The organism is Streptomyces sp. NPDC104202 (assembly GCF_055584185.1).
The window spans coordinates 96,555-117,239 of sequence record NZ_JBVJMN010000009.1 but is presented as its reverse complement, the minus strand read 5'-3'; the positions used below and the strand labels follow the sequence as shown (position 1 = coordinate 117,239).

The following is a 20,685-nucleotide window of genomic DNA, read 5'->3' as shown; positions in this document are numbered from 1 at the left end:
CCGGAGAAGTAGTGCCTACGATCCAGCAGCTGGTCCGTAAGGGCCGGCAGGACAAGGTCGAGAAGAACAAGACGCCCGCACTCGAGGGTTCCCCTCAGCGTCGCGGCGTCTGCACGCGTGTGTTCACGACCACCCCGAAGAAGCCGAACTCGGCGCTCCGTAAGGTCGCGCGTGTGCGTCTGACCTCCGGCATCGAGGTCACGGCCTACATCCCGGGTGAGGGTCACAACCTGCAGGAGCACTCCATCGTGCTCGTGCGCGGTGGCCGTGTGAAGGACCTGCCGGGTGTTCGTTACAAGATCATCCGCGGTTCCCTCGACACGCAGGGCGTCAAGAACCGTAAGCAGGCTCGCAGCCGCTACGGCGCCAAGAAGGAGAAGTAAGAATGCCTCGTAAGGGCCCCGCCCCGAAGCGCCCGGTCATCATCGACCCGGTCTACAGCTCTCCTCTTGTCACCTCGCTGATCAACAAGATCCTGCTTGACGGCAAGCGTTCCACCGCCGAGCGCATCGTGTACGGCGCCATGGAGGGTCTTCGCGAGAAGACCGGCCAGGACCCGGTCATCACGCTGAAGCGCGCTCTCGAGAACGTCAAGCCGGCCCTCGAGGTCAAGTCCCGCCGTGTCGGTGGCGCCACCTACCAGGTGCCGATCGAGGTCAAGCCGGGCCGCGCGTCCACGCTGGCCCTCCGCTGGCTCGTCGGTTACTCCCGCGCCCGTCGCGAGAAGACCATGACCGAGCGCCTCATGAACGAGCTCCTCGACGCCTCGAACGGCCTCGGAGCTGCGGTCAAGAAGCGTGAGGACACGCACAAGATGGCCGAGTCCAACAAGGCCTTCGCGCACTACCGCTGGTAGTCGCAACCCACATCGAGACCGAGAGAAGACTGAGCCGATATGGCTACCACTTCGCTTGACCTTGCCAAGGTGCGCAACATCGGCATCATGGCGCACATCGACGCGGGCAAGACGACCACCACCGAGCGGATCCTGTTCTACACCGGCGTCTCGTACAAGATCGGTGAAGTCCACGACGGCGCTGCCACGATGGACTGGATGGAGCAGGAGCAGGAGCGCGGCATCACCATCACGTCCGCCGCGACGACCTGCCACTGGCCGCTCGAGAACGTCGATCACACGATCAACATCATCGACACGCCGGGCCACGTCGACTTCACCGTCGAGGTGGAGCGTTCGCTGCGCGTGCTCGACGGTGCCGTGACCGTGTTCGACGGCGTGGCCGGTGTCGAGCCCCAGTCCGAGACTGTCTGGCGTCAGGCGGACCGCTACGGCGTTCCGCGCATCTGCTTCGTCAACAAGCTCGACCGTACGGGTGCCGAGTTCCTCCGCTGCGTCGACATGATCGTGGAGCGCCTCGGCGCCGTCCCGATCGTCATGCAGCTCCCGATCGGCGCCGAGATGGACTTCCAGGGCGTCGTCGACCTCGTCCGCATGAAGGCCCTCGTCTGGTCCGCCGAGGCCAGCAAGGGCGAGATGTACGACGTCGTCGACATCCCGGCCTCGCACACCGAGCTCGCCGAAGAGTGGCGCGCCAAGCTGGTCGAGACCGTCGCCGAGAACGACGAGGAGCTCATGGAGCTCTTCCTCGAGGGCGTCGAGCCCACCGAGGAGCAGCTCTACGCTGCCGTCCGTCGCATCACCATCGCCTCCGGCAAGGGTGGCGGCGAGAAGACGGTCACCCCCGTCTTCTGTGGCACCGCGTTCAAGAACAAGGGCGTCCAGCCCCTGCTCGACGCGGTCGTGCGCTACCTCCCCTCCCCCCTGGACGTCGAGGCCATCGAGGGCCACGACGTCAAGGACGCGGAGCTGGTCGTCAAGCGCAAGCCGTCCGACGACGAGCCGCTGTCGGCCCTCGCGTTCAAGATCGCGAGCGACCCGCACCTCGGCAAGCTCACCTTCGTCCGGATCTACTCCGGTCGCCTGGAGGCCGGCACCGCGGTGCTGAACTCCGTCAAGGGCAAGAAGGAGCGCATCGGCAAGATCTACCGCATGCACGCGAACAAGCGTGAGGAGATCGACTCGGTGGGCGCCGGCGACATCGTCGCCGTCATGGGCCTGAAGCAGACCACCACCGGTGAGACGCTGTGCGACGAGAAGAACCCGGTCATCCTGGAGTCCATGGACTTCCCGGCGCCGGTCATTCAGGTCGCGATCGAGCCCAAGTCCAAGGGTGACCAGGAGAAGCTGGGTGTCGCCATCCAGCGTCTCGCGGAGGAGGACCCCTCCTTCCAGGTGCACTCGGACGAGGAGACCGGCCAGACCATCATCGGTGGTATGGGCGAGCTTCACCTCGACATCCTCGTCGACCGCATGCGTCGCGAGTTCAAGGTCGAGGCGAACGTCGGCAAGCCGCAGGTCGCGTACCGCGAGACGATCCGCAAGGCCGTCGAGCGACTTGACTACACCCACAAGAAGCAGACCGGTGGTACCGGTCAGTTCGCCAAGGTGCAGATCGCGATCGAGCCCATCGAGGGCGGCGACGCCTCGTACGAGTTCGTGAACAAGGTCACCGGTGGCCGCATCCCGAAGGAGTACATCCCTTCGGTCGACGCGGGTGCGCAGGAGGCCATGCAGTTCGGCATCCTGGCCGGCTACGAGATGACGGGCGTTCGCGTCATTCTTCTCGACGGTGGCTACCACGAGGTCGACTCCTCCGAGCTGGCGTTCAAGATCGCCGGTTCGCAGGCCTTCAAGGAGGCCGCGCGGAAGGCTTCGCCGGTCATCCTCGAGCCCATGATGTCCGTCGAGGTCACCACGCCCGAGGACTACATGGGTGAGGTCATCGGCGACATCAACTCCCGCCGTGGCCAGATCCAGGCCATGGAGGAGCGCAGCGGCGCCCGCGTCGTGAAGGGCCTCGTGCCCCTCTCGGAGATGTTCGGCTACGTCGGCGACCTCCGCAGCAAGACCTCGGGTCGCGCAAGCTACTCGATGCAGTTCGACTCCTACGCCGAGGTTCCGCGGAACGTCGCCGAGGAGATCATCGCGAAGGCCAAGGGCGAGTAACTCTCCCGAGTTCACGCTTTAGGCTTGACACCAGTCGCCGGGGTTTCGACCTCGGAACCCCGAGAAATCGGCCCCGGCGCACTGGCATCCCAGCAAAGATCACCTGGCGCCGATGAAGCAAGGCGTACAGAACCACTCCGCAGGAGGATCAAGTGGCGAAGGCAAAGTTCGAGCGGACTAAGCCGCACGTCAACATCGGCACCATCGGTCACATCGACCACGGTAAGACGACCCTCACGGCCGCCATTACCAAGGTGCTGCACGACGCGTACCCGGACCTGAACGAGGCCTCGGCCTTCGACCAGATCGACAAGGCTCCCGAGGAGCGCCAGCGCGGTATCACCATCTCGATCGCGCACGTCGAGTACCAGACGGAGTCGCGTCACTACGCGCACGTCGACTGCCCGGGTCACGCTGACTACATCAAGAACATGATCACGGGTGCCGCGCAGATGGACGGCGCCATCCTCGTGGTCGCCGCCACCGACGGCCCGATGCCGCAGACCAAGGAGCACGTGCTCCTGGCCCGCCAGGTCGGCGTTCCGTACATCGTCGTCGCCCTGAACAAGGCCGACATGGTGGACGACGAGGAGATCCTGGAGCTCGTCGAGCTCGAGGTCCGTGAGCTCCTCTCCGAGTACGAGTTCCCGGGCGACGACCTTCCGGTCGTCCGTGTCTCGGCGCTCAAGGCCCTCGAGGGCGACAAGGAGTGGGGCGAGAAGCTCCTCGGCCTCATGCACGCGGTGGACGAGTCCATCCCGCAGCCCGAGCGTGACGTCGACAAGCCGTTCCTGATGCCGATCGAGGACGTCTTCACGATCACCGGTCGTGGCACCGTCGTCACCGGTCGTATCGAGCGTGGTGTCCTCAAGGTCAACGAGACCGTCGACATCATCGGCATCAAGACCGAGAAGACCACCACCACGGTCACCGGCATCGAGATGTTCCGCAAGCTGCTCGACGAGGGCCAGGCCGGTGAGAACGTCGGTCTGCTCCTCCGTGGCATCAAGCGCGAGGACGTCGAGCGCGGCCAGGTCATCATCAAGCCGGGTTCGGTCACGCCGCACACGAACTTCGAGGCCCAGGCCTACATCCTGTCGAAGGACGAGGGTGGCCGTCACACCCCGTTCTTCAACAACTACCGCCCGCAGTTCTACTTCCGTACCACGGACGTGACCGGCGTCGTGACCCTCCCCGAGGGCACCGAGATGGTCATGCCGGGCGACAACACCGCCATGAGCGTTGAGCTGATCCAGCCCATCGCCATGGAGGAGGGCCTCAAGTTCGCCATCCGTGAGGGTGGCCGGACCGTCGGCGCCGGCCAGGTCGTCAAGATCACTGCCTGATCTCGATGTGACCTGGTGGCTCCCCGGAGCCGCTGAGCAGTAAGGGGAAGGCCCCGCACCGTACGGTGCGGGGCCTTCTCGCGTTCCCGGTCCCCCGGGGGCGTCTCGCCGATCATGCCGGGCTCGCGGGCCGCCAGCTCCAGGGGTGCCCGTTCGGTCCGAGGCCCACCACGGTGACGCCGCCCGCGTCCAGGTGCAGGGCGGCCGACACCGCGGCCGGCCCCTCCGTCCGGGTCAGCAGCCGGCCGCCGGCCCGCACCCGGACCCGGCCGTCCTCCGCCCTGCCGAGCAGCACGGTGCCGAGCGCCGCCGACCGCGCGGCGACCACGTCCCCGAACCCGTCGAGCCCGGCGTCGCCCGCCGGACCGAGCAGCGCGGCCGCGGCCGGCGGCCGGTGGAACAGCTCGCCCCCGGCCGACGCCACCGTCGACCCCGAGAGCGGCGCACGCCCCGGCCGCTCCACCCCGTCCACCCAGTGGCGCACGGACTCCCGCCCCGGTGCGTACAGGTGCACCCGGCCCGCCGCGTCCAGCGAGACGGCGAGGCCGTCCTGGACCTCGGCGTCCCCCGGCAGGGCCCGCCAGGGCCCCCAGGAGCCGTCGGCGGCCCGCACGCGGGTGGAGACGCCCTTGGCCGCGTCGCGGAGGAAGAGGTGCACCCGGCCGTCCGGGGCCGCGACCGCCACCGGCGCGCCGATCCGGCGCCCCCGGTCGTCGTCCCCGCGCTCCGGGTCGCCGAGCCCGCGCCAGGCGAGGAACGGGCCGCCGGGGGAGCGCTGCTCCAGGAGCACCACCTCGCGCCGGTTGCTCCCGCCGTGGCCGTCGAGGGCGGCGAACCGCACCCCGAAGAGCAGCACCCGGCCGTCGCCGAGCACCGCCGAGCCGAGCGCCGGGGCGAGTGGCCCGCCGCCGAGGTCCTCCGGCTCGCCCCAGCCGCCGGCGGGCACCGAGGCCCCGCGCGTGCCGGCCGGCCCCGTCTCGCGCCAGCGGACCGCGCGCAGACCGAGGACGCCGTACGCGGCGAGGCGGCCGCCCGGCTCCGCGGCGAGCACCGGGCGTGCCCCGGGCCAGCGGTGGTGGGTGGAGCGGACCCAGCCCTTGCGGTTGGTCAGCGGCCGGTCGCCGCCGACGCCGTAGTCGCCGCAGCCCGAGGGGTTGCCGCACTCCCAGGACGGGTCCCCGCCGTACGGCACCAGCCGTGCGGCCTTCTCCGCCAGCAGCCGCGGCGGGAGGTTCTTGGGCCAGTGGCGGTTGTAGTAGCCGCGGAAGGCGGTCGCCGTGAACGCCGGTATCGGGGAGCCGTCCCGCACGGACTCGGCGACCCAGCGGTTCAGCGCGGCCCAGGTGAAGGAGGCGACGGCCGTGTGGTCGCCGTGATCGGCGTACCCCGGCTGCTCGGAGTCCCGCTGCCGGGTGGCCTCGTCGCTGTGCTGGAGGTCCGGGTCCGGGTCCAGGGTGTGCACCACGGTCGGCCGGTGGCGCCGCAGCAGCCCGGTCAGCGCGTCGATCAGCCCGTCGTAGTCGTAGGCGTCGGCGCGCGTCACCGGCGAGCCCGCCGGCAGATGGGTGCGCAGCTCCAGGGCGCGGTCGTGCCAGAGCGCCGGGACCGCCATGTAGCGGCGGGTCGTGTGCATCGGCAGGTTCAGGAAGACCAGCTCGACCCGGCGCGTGCCGTGCGTGAGCGTGTCGACCTCCGCGAGCCGCCCGCCGGGCAGCGGGAGCGTCTCCCGGCGCCAGGGCGTGAACATCCCGAGCCCCAGCGCGGTGGCGTACGCCTGCCGCAGTCCCTGGTGACGGGCGGCGGAGTAGGCGGCCCGGTCCGGGGGAGCGGGGGGCATCCCGGCGATCCTGTTGCGCCCGGTGTGCTCGCCCGCCGTCACGTACACGGAGACCAGTGGGACCCCGGCGTCGAGCAGCCGCTGCGTGTCCGGGTTCATGAAGTACAGGTCGTCGTCCGGGTGCGCGCAGAACTGCAGGAGCAGCGCCCGCCGTTCACCGGCCCGCGCCACCGGCTTGCCGGGCGCGGGATCGGCGCTCGGGGCGGCCCTGCGCGGCTCCGGGACGGAGCAGCCGGCGGCGGCCGCGGAGACCGCGACGGCTGCGGCGAGCACCGTCCGGCGGCGAGGAGCTGGGGTCACGGGAGGTGTCCGTCCCTTCGGGTGCGTCGGTCCTCTGCAAGACGGCCGTACGACCCTCGTGGTTGTGTTCGGGCGAGCCCTTCGGCGCGCGGACCGCGTCCCGGGAGAAGATCTCCGGAAAAAGTCCGCGGCCCGGTGTCGAGCCGGCGCCGTCGGCTCCGACCCAGGGGTGACGGCGCGCCGGTGGGGCGCGCGGAACGGGGAGGACACCCGAGATGAAGTACGTCGCGATGATCTACGGCAACCAGGCGAAGTGGGACTCCTTCCCGGCCGACGCCTGGCCCGAGGCGATCGCCCGCCAGGAGGCCTTCAACCGCCGGTACCGGGAGACCGGCGAACTGGTCGGCGCCTACGGCCTCGCCGACGCCGCCGCGGCCCAGCTCGTCCGCCGCGAGGCCGGCGCGCCGGTCGTCACCGACGGCCCGTACCTGGAGACCAAGGAGTACCTGGCCAGCTTCTACCTGCTGGACTGCGACAGCCTGGAGCGGGCCCAGGAGATCGCCGCGGACATGCCCTTCGCGGACGTCGACCCCGTCGAGCTCTGGCCGGTCCTGCACGAGTCCGCGGCGGACGTGTGAGCGGCTCCGCCGAGGTCGAGGACCTGCTGCGCGCCCACGCGCCGCGGGTCCTCGGCGCGCTCGTCCGGCGGTACGGCGACTTCGACCTGTGCGAGGACGCCGTCCAGGAGGCGCTGCTCGCGGCCGCCCAGCAGTGGCCCGGCGGCGGGGTCCCCGGCCATCCGCGCGGGTGGCTGCTGACCGTCGCGGCCCGCCGGTACGTGGACCTGGTGCGCAGCGAGGCCGCCCGGCGCCGCCGCGAGGACGCCGTGGCGCTCGCCACCCCGGACTCCGCGCTGCTGGCGCCCGCCGCGGACGACGCCCCGGGCGCCGACCGGGACGACTCCCTGTCCCTGCTCTTCCTCTGCTGTCACCCCGACCTGTCGCCGCCCAGCCGGATCGCGCTCACGCTGCGGGCCGTCGGCGGCCTCACCACCGCGCAGATCGCCGCGGCCTTCCTGGTCCCCGAGCCGACCATGGCGCAGCGGATCAGCCGGGCGAAGCAGACGATCAGGGCCGGCGGATGGTCGCTGGCGCAGCCCGAGGGCGAGGACCGCACCGCCCGGCTCGCCGAGGTGCGGCACGTGCTGTACCTGGTCTTCAACGAGGGCTACACGGCCAGCGGCGGCGACGACCTCACCGTGCCCGAGCTGTCGGCCGAGGCGATCCGGCTCACCAGGCTGCTGCACGGGCTGGTCCCGGAGGACCCCGAGACGGCGGGGCTGCTGGCCCTGATGCTCCTCACCGACGCCCGCCGCCCGGCCCGCACCGGGCCGCACGGCGAGCTGGTCCCGCTCGCGGAGCAGGACCGGGGGAGCTGGGACACCGGGCTGGTCGAGGAGGGCGTCGCGCTGATCAGCCGCGCGCTGCCGCGGGGTCTGATCGGCCCGTACCAGCTCCAGGCGGCGATCGCCGCCGTGCACGACGAGGCGCCGACCGCCGGGGACACCGACTGGCCCCAGATCCTCGCCCTGTACGAGCTCCTCGAACGCACCGGGCCGAACCCGATGATCACCCTCAACCGGGCCGTCGCCCTCGCCATGGTCCGGGGACCCCGGGCCGGTCTCGACCTGCTGGAGGAGCTGGCGGCCGACCCGCGCCTGGCCCGCAGCCACCGGCTGCTCGCGACCCGCGCCCACCTGCTCGAACTCCTCGGCGACGGCCCGGCGGCCGCCGTGGCGTACCGGGAGGCGGCCCGCCGGACGACGAGCGCGCCGGAGCGGCGTCATCTCACGGAGCGGGCGCGGAGGTTGGGCTGAGGGGGGTCCGGGAGGACGCCGGGTGCGCCTCGACGCTTGGCGTCACGTGACGTGGGGTACAGTCTTCGATCCCGATTGGCGGCGAGAAGGTCGCGTATGGCAGACTGTCGGGGTTGCTCGGTTGAGTGCCGATGCTGCACGCCTCCCGTCGGGAGGACCGGAAGCGAGTCCCACAGTACTCGTCGTCCCTGCTCAGGGACGGACGTACGGGAATCTTCTGGGAAGTGTCAGCGGGGTGCCGGCCAGGCTCCCGGTGGGTGTTCCGCCCCCGACTCGCGGTCATGGTGACCGCACCCCCTTGGTTGGGAAATCCTCAGGGATTTCTGCGTAGAGGGAGTGCGACACGCCCGACCGCGTGGGTCGGAGGTAGGACGCGAACCGACCGGGATGTCAGAGCGTTACGAGACAAAGGACTACTAGTAGCCATGGCGGGACAGAAGATCCGCATCCGGCTCAAGGCCTACGACCACGAGGTCATCGACTCCTCGGCGAAGAAGATCGTCGAGACGGTGACCCGCACTGGTGCGTCGGTCGCGGGCCCGGTGCCGCTGCCCACTGAGAAGAACGTGTACTGCGTCATCAAGTCGCCGCACAAGTACAAGGACTCGCGCGAGCACTTCGAGATGCGCACGCACAAGCGCCTCATCGACATCCTCGACCCCACGCCGAAGACGGTTGACTCGCTCATGCGTCTCGACCTTCCGGCGGGCGTCGACATCGAGATCAAGCTCTGAGGGCGCGCAGATGGCTAAGAACATCAAGGGCATCCTGGGCGAGAAGCTCGGCATGACGCAGGTCTGGGACGAGAACAACCGGGTCGTCCCGGTGACCGTCGTCAAGGCCGGCCCGAATGTCGTGACCCAGGTGCGTACGAACGACGTCGACGGCTACGAGTCGGTCCAGATCGCCTTCGGCGAGATCGACCCGCGCAAGGTGAACAAGCCCCTCAAGGGCCACTTCGCCAAGGCCGACGTCACCCCGCGCCGCCACCTGGTGGAGCTCCGCACCGCCGACGCCTCCGAGTACACGCTCGGCCAGGAGATCACCGCCGAGCTCTTCGAGGCCGGCGTGAAGGTCGACGTCACCGGTAAGAGCAAGGGCAAGGGCTTCGCCGGTGTCATGAAGCGCCACAACTTCCGTGGTGGCAAGGCATCGCACGGTGCCCACCGCGTGCACCGCAAGCCGGGTTCGATCGGTGGCTGCGCCACCCCGGGCCGCGTCTTCAAGGGCATGCGCATGGCCGGTCGCATGGGCAACGAGCGTGTGACCACCCAGAACCTGACCGTCCACGCCGTTGACGCCGAGAAGGGTCTGCTGCTCATCAAGGGCGCCGTCCCCGGCCCCAACGGTGGCCTCGTCCTGGTCCGCACCGCGGCCAAGGGGGTTTGAGGAACCGATGAGCACCATTGACATCCTTTCGCCGGCAGGCGACAAGGCCGGGACCGTCGAGCTCCCCGCGGAGATCTTCGGCGCCAAGGTCAGCGTTCCGCTGATCCACCAGGTCGTCGTCGCGCAGCTGGCCGCGGCCCGTCAGGGCACGCACAAGACCAAGACCCGTGGCGAAGTCCGTGGTGGTGGCAAGAAGCCTTACCGCCAGAAGGGCACCGGCCGCGCCCGTCAGGGCTCGACCCGCGCCCCGCAGTTCGCCGGTGGTGGCGTCGTGCACGGTCCCGTGCCGCGTGACTACTCGCAGCGGACCCCGAAGAAGATGAAGGCCGCCGCCCTCCGCGGTGCCCTCTCGGACCGGGCCAACCACTCCCGCATCCACGTCGTCACCGGCGTGGTCGAGGGTGAGGTCTCCACCAAGGCCGCGAAGACGCTGTTCGGCAAGATCTCGGAGCGCAAGAACCTGCTCCTGGTCGCCGAGCGCTCCGACGAGGCCGCGTGGCTGTCCGCTCGTAACCTGCCCCAGGTGCACATCCTGGAGCCGGGCCAGCTCAACACGTACGACGTGATCGTCTCTGACGACGTGGTCTTCACCCAGGCCGCCCTCGAGTCCTTCGTGTCTGGCCCCCAGACCGCTGAGACCGAAGGGAGCGACGCCTGATGACTGAGGCCGTCGTCACCAGCAAGACCTTCTCGGACCCGCGCGACATTCTCGTCAAGCCGGTCGTCTCGGAGAAGAGCTACGCCCTGCTGGACGAGAACAAGTACACGTTCATCGTCGCGCCTGGCTCCAACAAGACCCAGATCAAGCAGGCCGTCGAGGCGGTCTTCTCGGTCAAGGTCACCGGGGTCAACACGATCAACCGCCAGGGCAAGCGCAAGCGCACCAAGGCCGGTTTCGGCAAGCGCAAGGACACCAAGCGCGCCATCGTGACCCTTGCTGAGGGCAACCGTATCGACATCTTCGGCGGTCCGACCGCCTAACGGCGGTCTGGATCGTCCGGAATCGGACGAGGACTGAGAAATGGGAATCCGCAAGTACAAGCCGACTACGCCGGGCCGTCGTGGCTCCTCCGTAGCCGACTTCGTCGAGATCACGCGGTCCACGCCGGAGAAGTCGCTGGTCCGCCCCCTGCACAGCAAGGGCGGCCGTAACAACACCGGTCGGATCACGGTTCGACACCAGGGTGGCGGCCACAAGCGCGCCTACCGCGTGATCGACTTCCGTCGTCACGACAAGGACGGCGTGCCGGCCAAGGTCGCTCACATCGAGTACGACCCCAACCGCACCGCGCGCATCGCGCTGCTCCACTACCTGGACGGCGAGAAGCGCTACATCATCGCCCCCAAGGGTCTGACGCAGGGTGACCGCGTCGAGAACGGCCCCGGCGCTGACATCAAGCCCGGCAACAACCTGGCGCTCCGCAACATCCCGGTCGGTACCACGATCCACGCGATCGAGCTCCGTCCCGGTGGCGGCGCCAAGTTCGCGCGCTCCGCTGGTGCCTCCGTGCAGCTGCTGGCGAAGGAGGGCACGATGGCCCACCTTCGTATGCCGTCCGGTGAGATCCGTCTCGTCGACGCCCGCTGCCGCGCCACCATCGGCGAGGTCGGCAACGCCGAGCAGTCGAACATCAACTGGGGCAAGGCCGGCCGCAAGCGCTGGCTGGGCGTTCGCCCGACCGTTCGCGGTGTGGCGATGAACCCGGTCGACCACCCGCACGGTGGTGGTGAGGGCAAGACCTCCGGTGGTCGTCACCCGGTCTCCCCGTGGGGTCAGAAGGAGGGTCGTACTCGCTCGCCGAAGAAGGCTTCGAGCAAGTACATCGTCCGCCGCCGCAAGACGAACAAGAAGCGCTAGGAGCGGGTTTAGATGCCGCGCAGTCTCAAGAAGGGACCCTTCGTCGACGGCCACCTCGTCAAGAAGGTGGACGCCCAGAACGAAGCCGGTACCAAGAACGTCATCAAGACCTGGTCCCGTCGCTCGATGATCATCCCGGCCATGCTCGGCCACACGATCGCGGTGCACAACGGCAAGACCCACATTCCGGTGTTTGTCACCGAGTCGATGGTCGGCCACAAGCTCGGCGAGTTCTCGCCGACGCGCACCTTCCGGGGTCACGTGAAGGACGACCGGAAGTCGAAGCGCCGCTAGTAGCGGGGTGGAATGACCATGACAGACACTGGAAGGACAACCATGGAAGCCAGGGCCCAGGCGCGGTACATCCGCGTCACGCCCATGAAGGCCCGCCGCGTGGTGGACCTTATCCGTGGCATGGATGCCACGGAGGCTCAGGCGGTCCTGCGTTTCGCCCCGCAGGCCGCGAGCGTGCCGGTCGGCAAGGTGCTGGACAGCGCCATTGCCAACGCCGCGCACAACTACGACCACACCGACGCCTCTTCGCTGGTCATCAGCGAGGCGTACGTGGATGAGGGCCCGACCCTGAAGCGGTTCCGTCCGCGTGCTCAGGGCCGTGCCTACCGGATCCGTAAGCGGACCAGCCACATCACCGTGGTCGTCAGCAGCAAGGAAGGAACCCGGTAATGGGCCAGAAGGTTAACCCGCATGGGTTCCGGCTCGGCATCACCACGGACTTCAAGTCCCGCTGGTACGCCGACAAGCTGTACAAGGACTACGTCAAGGAAGACGTCGCCATCCGTCGGATGATGACGTCCGGCATGGAGCGCGCCGGCATCTCGAAGGTTGAGATCGAGCGCACCCGTGACCGCGTGCGGGTGGACATCCACACCGCGCGTCCCGGCATCGTCATCGGCCGCCGTGGCGCCGAGGCCGACCGCATCCGCGGTGACCTCGAGAAGCTCACGGGCAAGCAGGTCCAGCTGAACATCCTCGAGGTCAAGAACCCCGAGATGGACGCCCAGCTGGTCGCTCAGGCCGTCGCCGAGCAGCTCTCCTCCCGCGTCTCCTTCCGTCGCGCCATGCGTAAGAGCATGCAGGGCACGATGAAGGCCGGCGCCAAGGGCATCAAGATCCAGTGTGGCGGTCGTCTCGGCGGCGCCGAGATGTCCCGCTCCGAGTTCTACCGCGAGGGTCGTGTGCCGCTGCACACGCTCCGCGCGAACGTGGACTACGGCTTCTTCGAGGCCAAGACGACCTTCGGTCGCATTGGCGTGAAGGTCTGGATCTACAAGGGCGACGTCAAGAACATCGCCGAGGTCCGCGCCGAGAACGCTGCGGCCCGTGCGGGTAACCGCCCGGCCCGTGGTGCCGGCGCTGGCGACCGCCCGGCCGGCCGTGGTGGCCGCGGTGGCGAGCGTGGCGGCCGCGGCCGCAAGCCGCAGCAGCAGTCCGCGCCGGCTGCCGAGGCCCCCAAGGCCGAGGCTCCCGCCGCCGCTGCCGCTCCGGCTGAGAGCACCGGAACGGAGGCCTGACCGAAATGCTGATCCCCCGTAGGGTCAAGCACCGCAAGCAGCACCACCCGAAGCGCTCCGGCGCCAGCAAGGGTGGTACGCAGGTTGCGTTCGGCGAGTACGGCATTCAGGCCCTCACGCCGGCGTACGTGACCAACCGCCAGATCGAGGCGGCTCGTATCGCGATGACCCGCCACATCAAGCGTGGCGGCAAGGTCTGGATCAACATCTACCCGGACCGCCCGCTGACGAAGAAGCCCGCCGAGACCCGCATGGGTTCCGGTAAGGGTTCTCCGGAGTGGTGGATCGCGAACGTCAAGCCGGGTCGGGTGATGTTCGAACTGTCCTACCCGAACGAGAAGATCGCGCGCGAGGCCCTCACCCGTGCGGCCCACAAGCTGCCGATGAAGTGCAAGATCGTGAAGCGCGAAGCAGGTGAGCTGTGATGTCGGCCGGTACCAAGGCGTCCGAGCTGCGCGAGCTGGGCAACGAGGAGCTTCTCAACAAGCTCCGCGAGGCCAAGGAAGAGCTGTTCAACCTCCGCTTCCAGGCGGCGACGGGTCAGCTCGAGAACCACGGTCGGCTCAAGTCCGTCCGTAAGGACATCGCCCGGATCTACACCCTGATGCGTGAGCGTGAGCTGGGCATCGAGACGGTGGAGAACGCCTGATGAGCGAGAGCAACGTGACTGAGAAGACCGAGCGCAACGCTCGCAAGGTCCGCGAGGGCCTGGTCGTCAGCGACAAGATGGACAAGACCGTCGTCGTCGCTGTCGAGGACCGCGTCAAGCACGCGCTGTACGGCAAGGTCATCCGCCGTACGAACAAGCTCAAGGCTCACGACGAGCAGAACGCTGCCGGCATCGGCGACCGCGTCCTCCTGATGGAGACCCGGAAGCTGTCCGCCACGAAGCACTGGCGCGTCATCGAGATCCTCGAGAAGGCCAAGTAATTCTTGTAGGGGTAACCCTTCAAGTTCGTTCCGCCAGGCTCGGCCGGGGCTTCCTTGCGAAGCCCCGGCCGGGAACCGGCAGACAAATCAGGAGATAGACGTGATCCAGCAGGAGTCGCGACTGCGTGTCGCCGACAACACTGGTGCCAAGGAGATCCTTTGCATCCGTGTTCTCGGTGGCTCGGGTCGCCGCTACGCGGGCATCGGTGACGTCATCGTCGCCACCGTCAAGGACGCGATCCCCGGTGGCAACGTGAAGAAGGGTGACGTCGTCAAGGCGGTCATCGTTCGCACCGTCAAGGAGCGCCGCCGCCAGGACGGCTCGTACATCCGCTTCGACGAGAACGCCGCTGTCATTCTCAAGAACGACGGCGACCCTCGTGGCACCCGTATCTTCGGCCCGGTCGGCCGTGAGCTGCGCGAGAAGAAGTTCATGAAGATCATCTCGCTCGCGCCGGAGGTGCTGTAAGCATGAAGATCAAGAAGGGCGACCTGGTCCAGGTCATCACCGGTAAGGACAAGGGCAAGCAGGGCAAGGTCATCACGGCCTTCCCCCGCGAGAACCGCGTCCTCGTCGAGGGTGTCAACCGGGTCAAGAAGCACACCAAGGCCGGCCCGTCGCAGGCCGGTGGCATCGTCACGACCGAGGCTCCGGTCCACGTCTCCAACGTCCAGCTGGTCGTGGAGAAGGACGGCAAGAAGGTCGTCACGCGTGTCGGTTACCGCTTCGACGACGAGGGCAACAAGATCCGCGTTGCCAAGCGGACGGGTGAGGACATCTGATGGCTACCACCACTCCGCGTCTCAAGACGAAGTACCGCGAGGAGATCGCGGGCAAGCTGCGTGAGGAGTTCTCCTACGAGAACGTCATGCAGATCCCCGGCCTCGTGAAGATCGTGGTCAACATGGGTGTCGGCGACGCCGCCCGTGACTCGAAGCTCATGGACGGTGCCGTCCGTGACCTGACCACCATCACCGGTCAGAAGCCGGCCATCACCAAGGCCCGCAAGTCCATCGCGCAGTTCAAGCTGCGTGAGGGTCAGCCGATCGGTGCGCACGTCACCCTCCGTGGCGACCGCATGTGGGAGTTCCTCGACCGCACCCTGTCGCTCGCGCTTCCGCGCATCCGCGACTTCCGTGGTCTGTCCCCCAAGCAGTTCGACGGGCGTGGCAACTACACCTTCGGTCTCACGGAGCAGGTCATGTTCCACGAGATCGACCAGGACAAGATCGACCGTGTCCGGGGTATGGACATCACCGTGGTGACCACGGCGACCAACGACGACGAGGGCCGTGCCCTTCTGCGTCACCTCGGCTTCCCGTTCAAGGAGGCGTAAGCGAGATGGCGAAGAAGGCTCTCATCGCGAAGGCTGCCCGCAAGCCCAAGTTCGGCGTGCGTGGCTACACGCGCTGCCAGCGCTGTGGTCGTCCCCACTCCGTGTACCGCAAGTTCGGCCTGTGCCGCGTGTGCCTTCGTGAGATGGCTCACCGTGGCGAGCTGCCGGGCGTGACCAAGAGCTCCTGGTAACTCCCTCCCGTCCATAGGACGTTAGGGATTACCTGAGACTCTCGGTAAGCATTGGGTCGGCGGAAGCCCACCCCCGCATGCCTTAGGCTAGTGGGGTTGGGCGTCCGCCGCCCGTACGACTTACTACGCCGTAGGTCCCCGCGCCGCACCCGTCCCGCCCCTGTGTGGGGAGAGGGATGGCGCATACAGGAAACCCCGGCGAGAGAGGCCGAAGGCCAATTCATGACCATGACTGATCCGATCGCGGACATGCTGACTCGTCTGCGTAACGCGAACTCGGCATACCACGACTCCGTGACGATGCCGCACAGCAAGATCAAGTCTCACATCGCGGAAATCCTCCAGCAGGAGGGCTTCATCACGGGCTGGAAGGTCGAGGACGCCGAGGTCGGCAAGAACCTCGTCCTCGAGCTCAAGTTCGGTCCGAACCGTGAGCGCTCCATCGCGGGCATCAAGCGGATCTCGAAGCCCGGCCTCCGGGTTTACGCGAAGTCCACCAACCTGCCGAAGGTCCTCGGCGGCCTGGGCGTGGCGATCATCTCCACGTCCCACGGTCTCCTGACCGGCCAGCAGGCAGGCAAGAAGGGCGTAGGTGGGGAAGTCCTCGCCTACGTCTGGTAGTCGGGAAAGGAAGGAAAGCTCATGTCGCGTATTGGCAAGCTGCCTATCCAGGTTCCCGCCGGCGTGGACGTCACCATCGAGGGCCGCACGGTCACGGTGAAGGGTTCCAAGGGCACCCTGAGCCACACCGTCGCCGCGCCGATCGAGATCGTTAAGGGCGAGGATGGCGTGCTCAACGTCAACCGTCCGAACGACGAGCGTCAGAACAAGGCCCTTCACGGCCTGTCCCGCACGCTGGTGGCCAACATGATCACCGGTGTGACCCAGGGTTACGTGAAGGCGCTCGAGATCAGCGGTGTCGGTTACCGCGTGGCCGCGAAGGGCTCCAACCTGGAGTTCCAGCTCGGCTACAGCCACCCGATCCTGGTCGAGGCGCCCGAGGGCATCTCGTTCAAGGTCGAGTCGCCGACCAAGTTCTCGGTCGAGGGCATCGACAAGCAGAAGGTCGGCGAGGTCGCGGCGAACATCCGCAAGCTGCGGAAGCCCGACCCGTACAAGGCCAAGGGCGTCAAGTACGCCGGTGAGGTCATCCGCCGCAAGGTCGGAAAGGCTGGTAAGTAAGCCATGGCATACGGTGTGAAGATCGCCAAGGGCGACGCTTACAAGCGTGCCGCCAAGGCTCGCCGCCACATCCGCATCCGCAAGAGCGTGTCGGGTACGGCGGAGCGTCCGCGCCTCGTCGTGACGCGCTCGAACCGCGGCATCACCGCTCAGGTCATCGACGACCTCAAGGGTCACACCCTTGCGTCGGCGTCGACCCTGGACGCGTCGATCCGCGGTGGCGAGGGCGACAAGTCCGCGCAGGCCAAGCAGGTCGGTTCCCTGGTCGCCGAGCGCGCCAAGGCCGCCGGCGTCGAGGCTGTCGTGTTCGACCGTGGTGGCAACAGGTACGCCGGGCGCATTGCCGCTCTGGCTGACGCCGCCCGCGAAGCCGGGCTGAAGTTCTAAGCCCCGGTTCCGGGACTAACGGACGTAACAGAGAGAGGTAATCCAATGGCTGGACCCCAGCGCCGCGGGAGCGGTGCCGGTGGCGGCGAGCGGCGGGACCGGAAGGGCCGCGACGGTGGCGCTGCCGCCGAGAAGACCGCGTACGTTGAGCGCGTTGTCGCGATCAACCGCGTCGCCAAGGTTGTCAAGGGTGGTCGCCGCTTCAGCTTCACCGCGCTGGTCGTGGTGGGCGACGGTGACGGCACCGTAGGTGTCGGTTACGGCAAGGCCAAGGAAGTTCCCGCGGCCATCGCCAAGGGCGTCGAGGAAGCCAAGAAGAACTTCTTCAAGGTTCCCCGCATCCAGGGCACCATCCCTCACCCGATCCAGGGCGAGAAGGCCGCGGGCGTCGTCCTGCTCAAGCCGGCTTCCCCCGGTACCGGCGTCATCGCCGGTGGCCCGGTGCGTGCCGTGCTCGAGTGCGCCGGCGTTCACGACATCCTGTCGAAGTCGCTCGGCTCCGACAACGCGATCAACATCGTGCACGCGACCGTGGAGGCCCTGAAGGGCCTGCAGCGTCCCGAGGAGATCGCGGCTCGCCGTGGTCTGCCCCTCGAGGACGTCGCTCCCGCGGCTCTGCTCCGTGCGCGTGCCGGGGCGGGTGCGTAATGGCTCGCCTCAAGGTCACGCAGACGAAGTCGTACATCGGCAGCAAGCAGAACCACCGCGACACCCTGCGCTCGCTCGGCCTCAAGAAGGTCAACGACGTGGTTGTCAAGGAGGACCGCCCCGAGTTCCGCGGCATGGTGCACACCGTCCGCCACCTCGTGACGGTCGAGGAGGTTGACTGACATGGCGGAGACCAACCCGCTGAAGGCCCACAACCTCCGTCCCGCCCCGGGCGCCAAGACCGCGAAGACCCGTGTGGGTCGTGGTGAGGCGTCCAAGGGTAAGACGGCCGGTCGTGGTACCAAGGGCACCAAGGCCCGTTACCAGGTTCCGCAGCGCTTCGAGGGTGGGCAGATGCCCCTCCACATGCGTCTGCCGAAGCTCAAGGGCTTCAAGAACCCGTTCCGCACCGAGTTCCAGGTCGTGAACCTGGACAAGCTCGGCGCTCTCTACCCCGAGGGTGGAGAGGTCACGGTGGCCGACCTGGTCGCCAAGGGCGCGGTTCGCAAGAACCAGCTCGTCAAGGTGCTCGGCACCGGCGAGATCACCGTGGCGCTGCAGGTTTCGGTTGACGCCGTCTCCGGCTCCGCCAAGGACAAGATCGTCGCCGCCGGCGGCACCGTCACCGAGCTCGTCTGAGACGACTCGATGGCTTGAACATCCGATCGGGGATGCCTCTCAAATGGGGCATCCCCGATTGGTCGTTCCTAGGGGGGCACGGTCGCCGGTAAGGTGGCGTGCACTGTCTAGGCTCCGTGCGGTATGCCCGCACGGAATTGATGACCGATACCTAATCGTCGAACCTCAAGACCGTCACCCTTGACGCATAGCGCGGGGGTCGCAGGAGGCACCGTGCTCACCGCGTTCGCCCGGGCGTTCAAGACGCCCGACCTGCGCAAGAAGCTGCTCTTCACGCTCGGCATCATCGTGCTGTACCGCCTCGGGGCCCACATCCCGGTCCCCGGCGTCAGCTACGAGGCCGTCCAGCAGTGTGTCAAGCAGGCCAGCGAGGGCAACAACAGCCTGTTCGGCCTGGTCAACATGTTCAGTGGCGGCGCGCTGCTGCAGATCACCATCTTCGCGCTCGGCATCATGCCGTACATCACGGCGAGCATCATCCTGCAGCTGCTGACCGTCGTGATCCCGCGCCTCGAGGCCCTCAAGAAGGAGGGTCAGTCCGGCACTGCCAAGATCACGCAGTACACCCGGTACCTGACCGTCGCCCTCGCGGTCCTCCAGGGCACCGGTCTCGTCGCCACCGCCAAGAGCGGCGCGCTCTTCAGCGGCTGCTCGGTGGCCGACCAGGTCGTCCCCGACCCGTCGATCTTCACCATCGCCACCATGGTCATCACGATGACCGCCGGTACCTGCATCGTCATGTGGCTCGGCGAGATCATCACCGACCGCGGCATCGGCAACGGCATGTCGATCCTGATGTTCATCTCGATCGCCGCCGGCTTCCCCGGCGCCCTCTGGGCCATCAAGGAGAGCGGCAAGCTCGCCAAGGGCTGGATCGAGTTCGGCACCGTCATCCTCATCGGCTTCGTGATGGTGGCCCTCGTCGTCTTCGTCGAGCAGGCCCAGCGGCGCATCCCGGTGCAGTACGCGAAGCGCATGATCGGCCGGCGCTCCTACGGCGGAACGTCCACTTACATCCCGTTGAAGGTGAACCAGGCGGGTGTGATTCCTGTCATCTTCGCCTCGTCGCTGCTGTACATCCCGGCGCTGGTCGCGCAGTTCTCGAACTCCACCGCAGGGTGGAAGACCTGGATCGAAGCCCACTTCGTCAAGGGTGACCACCCGTATTACATCGCCGCCTACTTCCTCCTGATCGTGTTCTTCGCCTTCTTCTACGTGGCGATCTCGTTCAACCCCGAGGAAGTCGCCGACAACATGAAGAAGTATGGTGGCTTCATCCCGGGTATCCGGGCTGGTCGACCTACTGCCGAGTATCTGAGCTACGTGCTCAACCGGATCACTTGGCCGGGCTCGCTGTACTTGGGTCTGATCGCTCTTGTGCCGACGATGGCGTTGGCAGGCTTCGGTGGCGCCAATGCCAACTTCCCCTTCGGTGGGACGAGCATCCTCATCATCGTGGGTGTGGGGCTGGAGACCGTGAAGCAGATCGAGAGCCAGCTCCAGCAGCGCAATTACGAAGGGTTCCTCCGCTGATGCGAATCGTCCTCGTCGGACCGCCCGGTGCCGGCAAGGGTACGCAGGCCGCGTTCCTTGCCAGGAACCTGGACATCCCGCACATCTCCACGGGTGACCTGTTCCGTGCCAACATCTCTCAGGGCACGGAGCTGGGTCTCAAGGCCAAGGCGTTCATGGACGCCGGTGACCTGGTACCCGACGAGGTGACCATCGGGATGGCCAAGGACCGGATGGAGCAGCCGGACGCCGCCAACGGCTTCCTGCTGGACGGGTTCCCCCGCAACGTGGCTCAGGCCGAGGCTCTGGACGTGGTCCTGAAGGCCGAGGACATGCAGCTCGACGCGGTGCTGGACCTGGAGGTCCCCGAGGACGAGGTCGTGAAGCGGATCGCGGGTCGCCGCATCTGCCGCAACGACAGCGCGCACGTCTTCCACGTGGAGTACAACGCGCCGAAGGCCGAGGGCGTCTGCGACGTCTGCGGCGGCGAGCTGTACCAGCGTGCGGACGACTCCGAGGAGACGGTCCGCAAGCGCCTGGAGGTCTACCACACGCAGACCGAGCCGATCATCGACTACTACCGGGCGCAGAACCTGGTCGTGACGATCTCGGCGCTCGGCAAGGTGGACGAGGTCACGGCGAAGGCGATGGCCGCGCTCAAGAAGTAACCCCGGTTCGTTCGATACGGCCGCGGTGCCCCTCGGGGGCGCCGCGGCCGTATCGTTGTTCTGTTCCCCGTTCTCGATGGAAAGGCCC

General features: G+C 67.7%; 30 protein-coding genes. 29 read left to right on the top strand and 1 reads right to left on the bottom strand.

Annotation, left to right across the window (positions count from 1 at the left end; all coding sequences use genetic code 11):
- Nucleotides 1-11 precede the first annotated feature (11 nt).
- The 4 genes from rpsL to tuf all read left to right on the top strand — a co-directional run bounded on the left by rpsL (nucleotide 12) and on the right by tuf (nucleotide 4,371).
- Nucleotides 12-383 carry a 30S ribosomal protein S12 gene (gene rpsL, locus ACZ60W_RS09075; protein WP_003948652.1) on the top strand — a complete coding sequence of 124 codons (372 nt, stop codon included), beginning with the start codon at nucleotides 12-14 and terminating at the stop codon, nucleotides 381-383.
- A gap of 2 nt (nucleotides 384-385) precedes the next feature.
- On the top strand, nucleotides 386-856 hold the full coding sequence (rpsG, locus tag ACZ60W_RS09070; protein ID WP_015035567.1) for a 30S ribosomal protein S7: 471 nt from the start codon (nucleotides 386-388) through the stop codon (nucleotides 854-856).
- A gap of 39 nt (nucleotides 857-895) precedes the next feature.
- Nucleotides 896-3,025 (top strand): elongation factor G, encoded by a 2,130-nt coding sequence (fusA, locus tag ACZ60W_RS09065; RefSeq protein WP_366304581.1) that lies wholly within the window; start codon nucleotides 896-898, stop codon nucleotides 3,023-3,025.
- A 152-nt stretch (nucleotides 3,026-3,177) separates the two neighbouring features.
- Nucleotides 3,178-4,371 carry an elongation factor Tu gene (gene tuf, locus ACZ60W_RS09060; RefSeq protein ID WP_033201985.1) on the top strand — a complete coding sequence of 398 codons (1,194 nt, stop codon included), beginning with the start codon at nucleotides 3,178-3,180 and terminating at the stop codon, nucleotides 4,369-4,371.
- A gap of 112 nt (nucleotides 4,372-4,483) precedes the next feature.
- Here the strand turns inward: tuf and ACZ60W_RS09055 are convergent, their stop codons facing one another.
- On the bottom strand, nucleotides 4,484-6,508 hold the full coding sequence (locus ACZ60W_RS09055) for a PIG-L family deacetylase (RefSeq protein ID WP_469754690.1): 2,025 nt from the start codon (nucleotides 6,506-6,508) through the stop codon (nucleotides 4,484-4,486).
- 215 nt (nucleotides 6,509-6,723) lie between these two features.
- On the opposite strand from ACZ60W_RS09055, the gene ACZ60W_RS09050 reads away from it, so the two are divergent.
- The 25 genes from ACZ60W_RS09050 to ACZ60W_RS08930 all read left to right on the top strand — a co-directional run bounded on the left by ACZ60W_RS09050 (nucleotide 6,724) and on the right by ACZ60W_RS08930 (nucleotide 20,597).
- Entirely contained in the window at nucleotides 6,724-7,086 is a 363-nt protein-coding gene (locus tag ACZ60W_RS09050) for a YciI family protein (protein WP_469754689.1), read from the top strand.
- Nucleotides 7,083-8,324, top strand: coding sequence for an RNA polymerase sigma factor (locus tag ACZ60W_RS09045; RefSeq protein ID WP_469754688.1), 1,242 nt, complete (start codon nucleotides 7,083-7,085; stop codon nucleotides 8,322-8,324). The genes ACZ60W_RS09050 and ACZ60W_RS09045 overlap by 4 nt, the downstream gene beginning before the upstream one ends.
- A gap of 425 nt (nucleotides 8,325-8,749) precedes the next feature.
- Nucleotides 8,750-9,058 (top strand): 30S ribosomal protein S10, encoded by a 309-nt coding sequence (gene rpsJ, locus ACZ60W_RS09040; RefSeq protein ID WP_003948644.1) that lies wholly within the window; start codon nucleotides 8,750-8,752, stop codon nucleotides 9,056-9,058.
- Between the two features lie 10 nt (nucleotides 9,059-9,068).
- The gene (rplC, locus tag ACZ60W_RS09035) at nucleotides 9,069-9,713 is read left to right on the top strand and encodes a 50S ribosomal protein L3 (RefSeq protein ID WP_017239574.1); all 645 of its coding nucleotides are present in this window, start codon (nucleotides 9,069-9,071) and stop codon (nucleotides 9,711-9,713) included.
- 7 nt (nucleotides 9,714-9,720) lie between these two features.
- Entirely contained in the window at nucleotides 9,721-10,371 is a 651-nt protein-coding gene (rplD, locus tag ACZ60W_RS09030) for a 50S ribosomal protein L4 (protein WP_366304588.1), read from the top strand.
- Nucleotides 10,371-10,694 (top strand): 50S ribosomal protein L23, encoded by a 324-nt coding sequence (gene rplW, locus ACZ60W_RS09025; RefSeq protein WP_024755407.1) that lies wholly within the window; start codon nucleotides 10,371-10,373, stop codon nucleotides 10,692-10,694. The genes rplD and rplW overlap by 1 nt, the downstream gene beginning before the upstream one ends.
- Before the next feature lie 40 nt (nucleotides 10,695-10,734).
- Entirely contained in the window at nucleotides 10,735-11,571 is an 837-nt protein-coding gene (gene rplB / locus ACZ60W_RS09020; RefSeq protein ID WP_017239576.1) for a 50S ribosomal protein L2, read from the top strand.
- Between the two features lie 12 nt (nucleotides 11,572-11,583).
- On the top strand, nucleotides 11,584-11,865 hold the full coding sequence (rpsS, locus tag ACZ60W_RS09015; RefSeq protein WP_015035577.1) for a 30S ribosomal protein S19: 282 nt from the start codon (nucleotides 11,584-11,586) through the stop codon (nucleotides 11,863-11,865).
- Between the two features lie 42 nt (nucleotides 11,866-11,907).
- Nucleotides 11,908-12,255, top strand: coding sequence for a 50S ribosomal protein L22 (gene rplV / locus ACZ60W_RS09010; protein WP_004571827.1), 348 nt, complete (start codon nucleotides 11,908-11,910; stop codon nucleotides 12,253-12,255).
- Nucleotides 12,255-13,103, top strand: coding sequence for a 30S ribosomal protein S3 (gene rpsC / locus ACZ60W_RS09005; protein WP_033201982.1), 849 nt, complete (start codon nucleotides 12,255-12,257; stop codon nucleotides 13,101-13,103). The genes rplV and rpsC overlap by 1 nt, the downstream gene beginning before the upstream one ends.
- Nucleotides 13,104-13,108: 5 nt before the next feature.
- Complete coding sequence (gene rplP / locus ACZ60W_RS09000; RefSeq protein WP_017239579.1) at nucleotides 13,109-13,528, top strand: 50S ribosomal protein L16; 420 nt, start codon at nucleotides 13,109-13,111, stop codon at nucleotides 13,526-13,528.
- On the top strand, nucleotides 13,528-13,752 hold the full coding sequence (gene rpmC / locus ACZ60W_RS08995; protein ID WP_017239580.1) for a 50S ribosomal protein L29: 225 nt from the start codon (nucleotides 13,528-13,530) through the stop codon (nucleotides 13,750-13,752). The genes rplP and rpmC overlap by 1 nt, the downstream gene beginning before the upstream one ends.
- Nucleotides 13,752-14,033 (top strand): 30S ribosomal protein S17, encoded by a 282-nt coding sequence (rpsQ, locus tag ACZ60W_RS08990; RefSeq protein ID WP_015035582.1) that lies wholly within the window; start codon nucleotides 13,752-13,754, stop codon nucleotides 14,031-14,033. The genes rpmC and rpsQ overlap by 1 nt, the downstream gene beginning before the upstream one ends.
- 100 nt (nucleotides 14,034-14,133) lie before the next feature.
- On the top strand, nucleotides 14,134-14,502 hold the full coding sequence (gene rplN / locus ACZ60W_RS08985; protein ID WP_003956455.1) for a 50S ribosomal protein L14: 369 nt from the start codon (nucleotides 14,134-14,136) through the stop codon (nucleotides 14,500-14,502).
- Between the two features lie 2 nt (nucleotides 14,503-14,504).
- Complete coding sequence (gene rplX / locus ACZ60W_RS08980; protein ID WP_015035583.1) at nucleotides 14,505-14,816, top strand: 50S ribosomal protein L24; 312 nt, start codon at nucleotides 14,505-14,507, stop codon at nucleotides 14,814-14,816.
- The gene (rplE, locus tag ACZ60W_RS08975) at nucleotides 14,813-15,370 is read left to right on the top strand and encodes a 50S ribosomal protein L5 (protein ID WP_026058276.1); all 558 of its coding nucleotides are present in this window, start codon (nucleotides 14,813-14,815) and stop codon (nucleotides 15,368-15,370) included. The genes rplX and rplE overlap by 4 nt, the downstream gene beginning before the upstream one ends.
- 5 nt (nucleotides 15,371-15,375) lie before the next feature.
- The gene (locus ACZ60W_RS08970) at nucleotides 15,376-15,561 is read left to right on the top strand and encodes a type Z 30S ribosomal protein S14 (protein WP_003948630.1); all 186 of its coding nucleotides are present in this window, start codon (nucleotides 15,376-15,378) and stop codon (nucleotides 15,559-15,561) included.
- Between the two features lie 222 nt (nucleotides 15,562-15,783).
- Complete coding sequence (gene rpsH, locus ACZ60W_RS08965) at nucleotides 15,784-16,182, top strand: 30S ribosomal protein S8 (protein WP_015035585.1); 399 nt, start codon at nucleotides 15,784-15,786, stop codon at nucleotides 16,180-16,182.
- 21 nt (nucleotides 16,183-16,203) lie between these two features.
- Entirely contained in the window at nucleotides 16,204-16,743 is a 540-nt protein-coding gene (gene rplF, locus ACZ60W_RS08960; RefSeq protein ID WP_121830637.1) for a 50S ribosomal protein L6, read from the top strand.
- Nucleotides 16,744-16,746: 3 nt separating this feature from the next.
- The gene (gene rplR / locus ACZ60W_RS08955; RefSeq protein ID WP_017239584.1) at nucleotides 16,747-17,130 is read left to right on the top strand and encodes a 50S ribosomal protein L18; all 384 of its coding nucleotides are present in this window, start codon (nucleotides 16,747-16,749) and stop codon (nucleotides 17,128-17,130) included.
- A gap of 45 nt (nucleotides 17,131-17,175) precedes the next feature.
- Nucleotides 17,176-17,778 carry a 30S ribosomal protein S5 gene (gene rpsE / locus ACZ60W_RS08950; RefSeq protein WP_015035588.1) on the top strand — a complete coding sequence of 201 codons (603 nt, stop codon included), beginning with the start codon at nucleotides 17,176-17,178 and terminating at the stop codon, nucleotides 17,776-17,778.
- Nucleotides 17,778-17,960 carry a 50S ribosomal protein L30 gene (gene rpmD / locus ACZ60W_RS08945; protein WP_015035589.1) on the top strand — a complete coding sequence of 61 codons (183 nt, stop codon included), beginning with the start codon at nucleotides 17,778-17,780 and terminating at the stop codon, nucleotides 17,958-17,960. The genes rpsE and rpmD overlap by 1 nt, the downstream gene beginning before the upstream one ends.
- Before the next feature lies 1 nt (nucleotide 17,961).
- Nucleotides 17,962-18,417 carry a 50S ribosomal protein L15 gene (gene rplO / locus ACZ60W_RS08940; RefSeq protein WP_189800377.1) on the top strand — a complete coding sequence of 152 codons (456 nt, stop codon included), beginning with the start codon at nucleotides 17,962-17,964 and terminating at the stop codon, nucleotides 18,415-18,417.
- A 213-nt stretch (nucleotides 18,418-18,630) separates the two neighbouring features.
- Nucleotides 18,631-19,950, top strand: coding sequence for a preprotein translocase subunit SecY (secY, locus tag ACZ60W_RS08935; RefSeq protein ID WP_367827707.1), 1,320 nt, complete (start codon nucleotides 18,631-18,633; stop codon nucleotides 19,948-19,950).
- Nucleotides 19,950-20,597, top strand: a complete 648-nt coding sequence (locus tag ACZ60W_RS08930; protein WP_469754687.1) for an adenylate kinase — start codon at nucleotides 19,950-19,952, stop codon at nucleotides 20,595-20,597. The genes secY and ACZ60W_RS08930 overlap by 1 nt, the downstream gene beginning before the upstream one ends.
- Nucleotides 20,598-20,685: the final 88 nt, after the last annotated feature.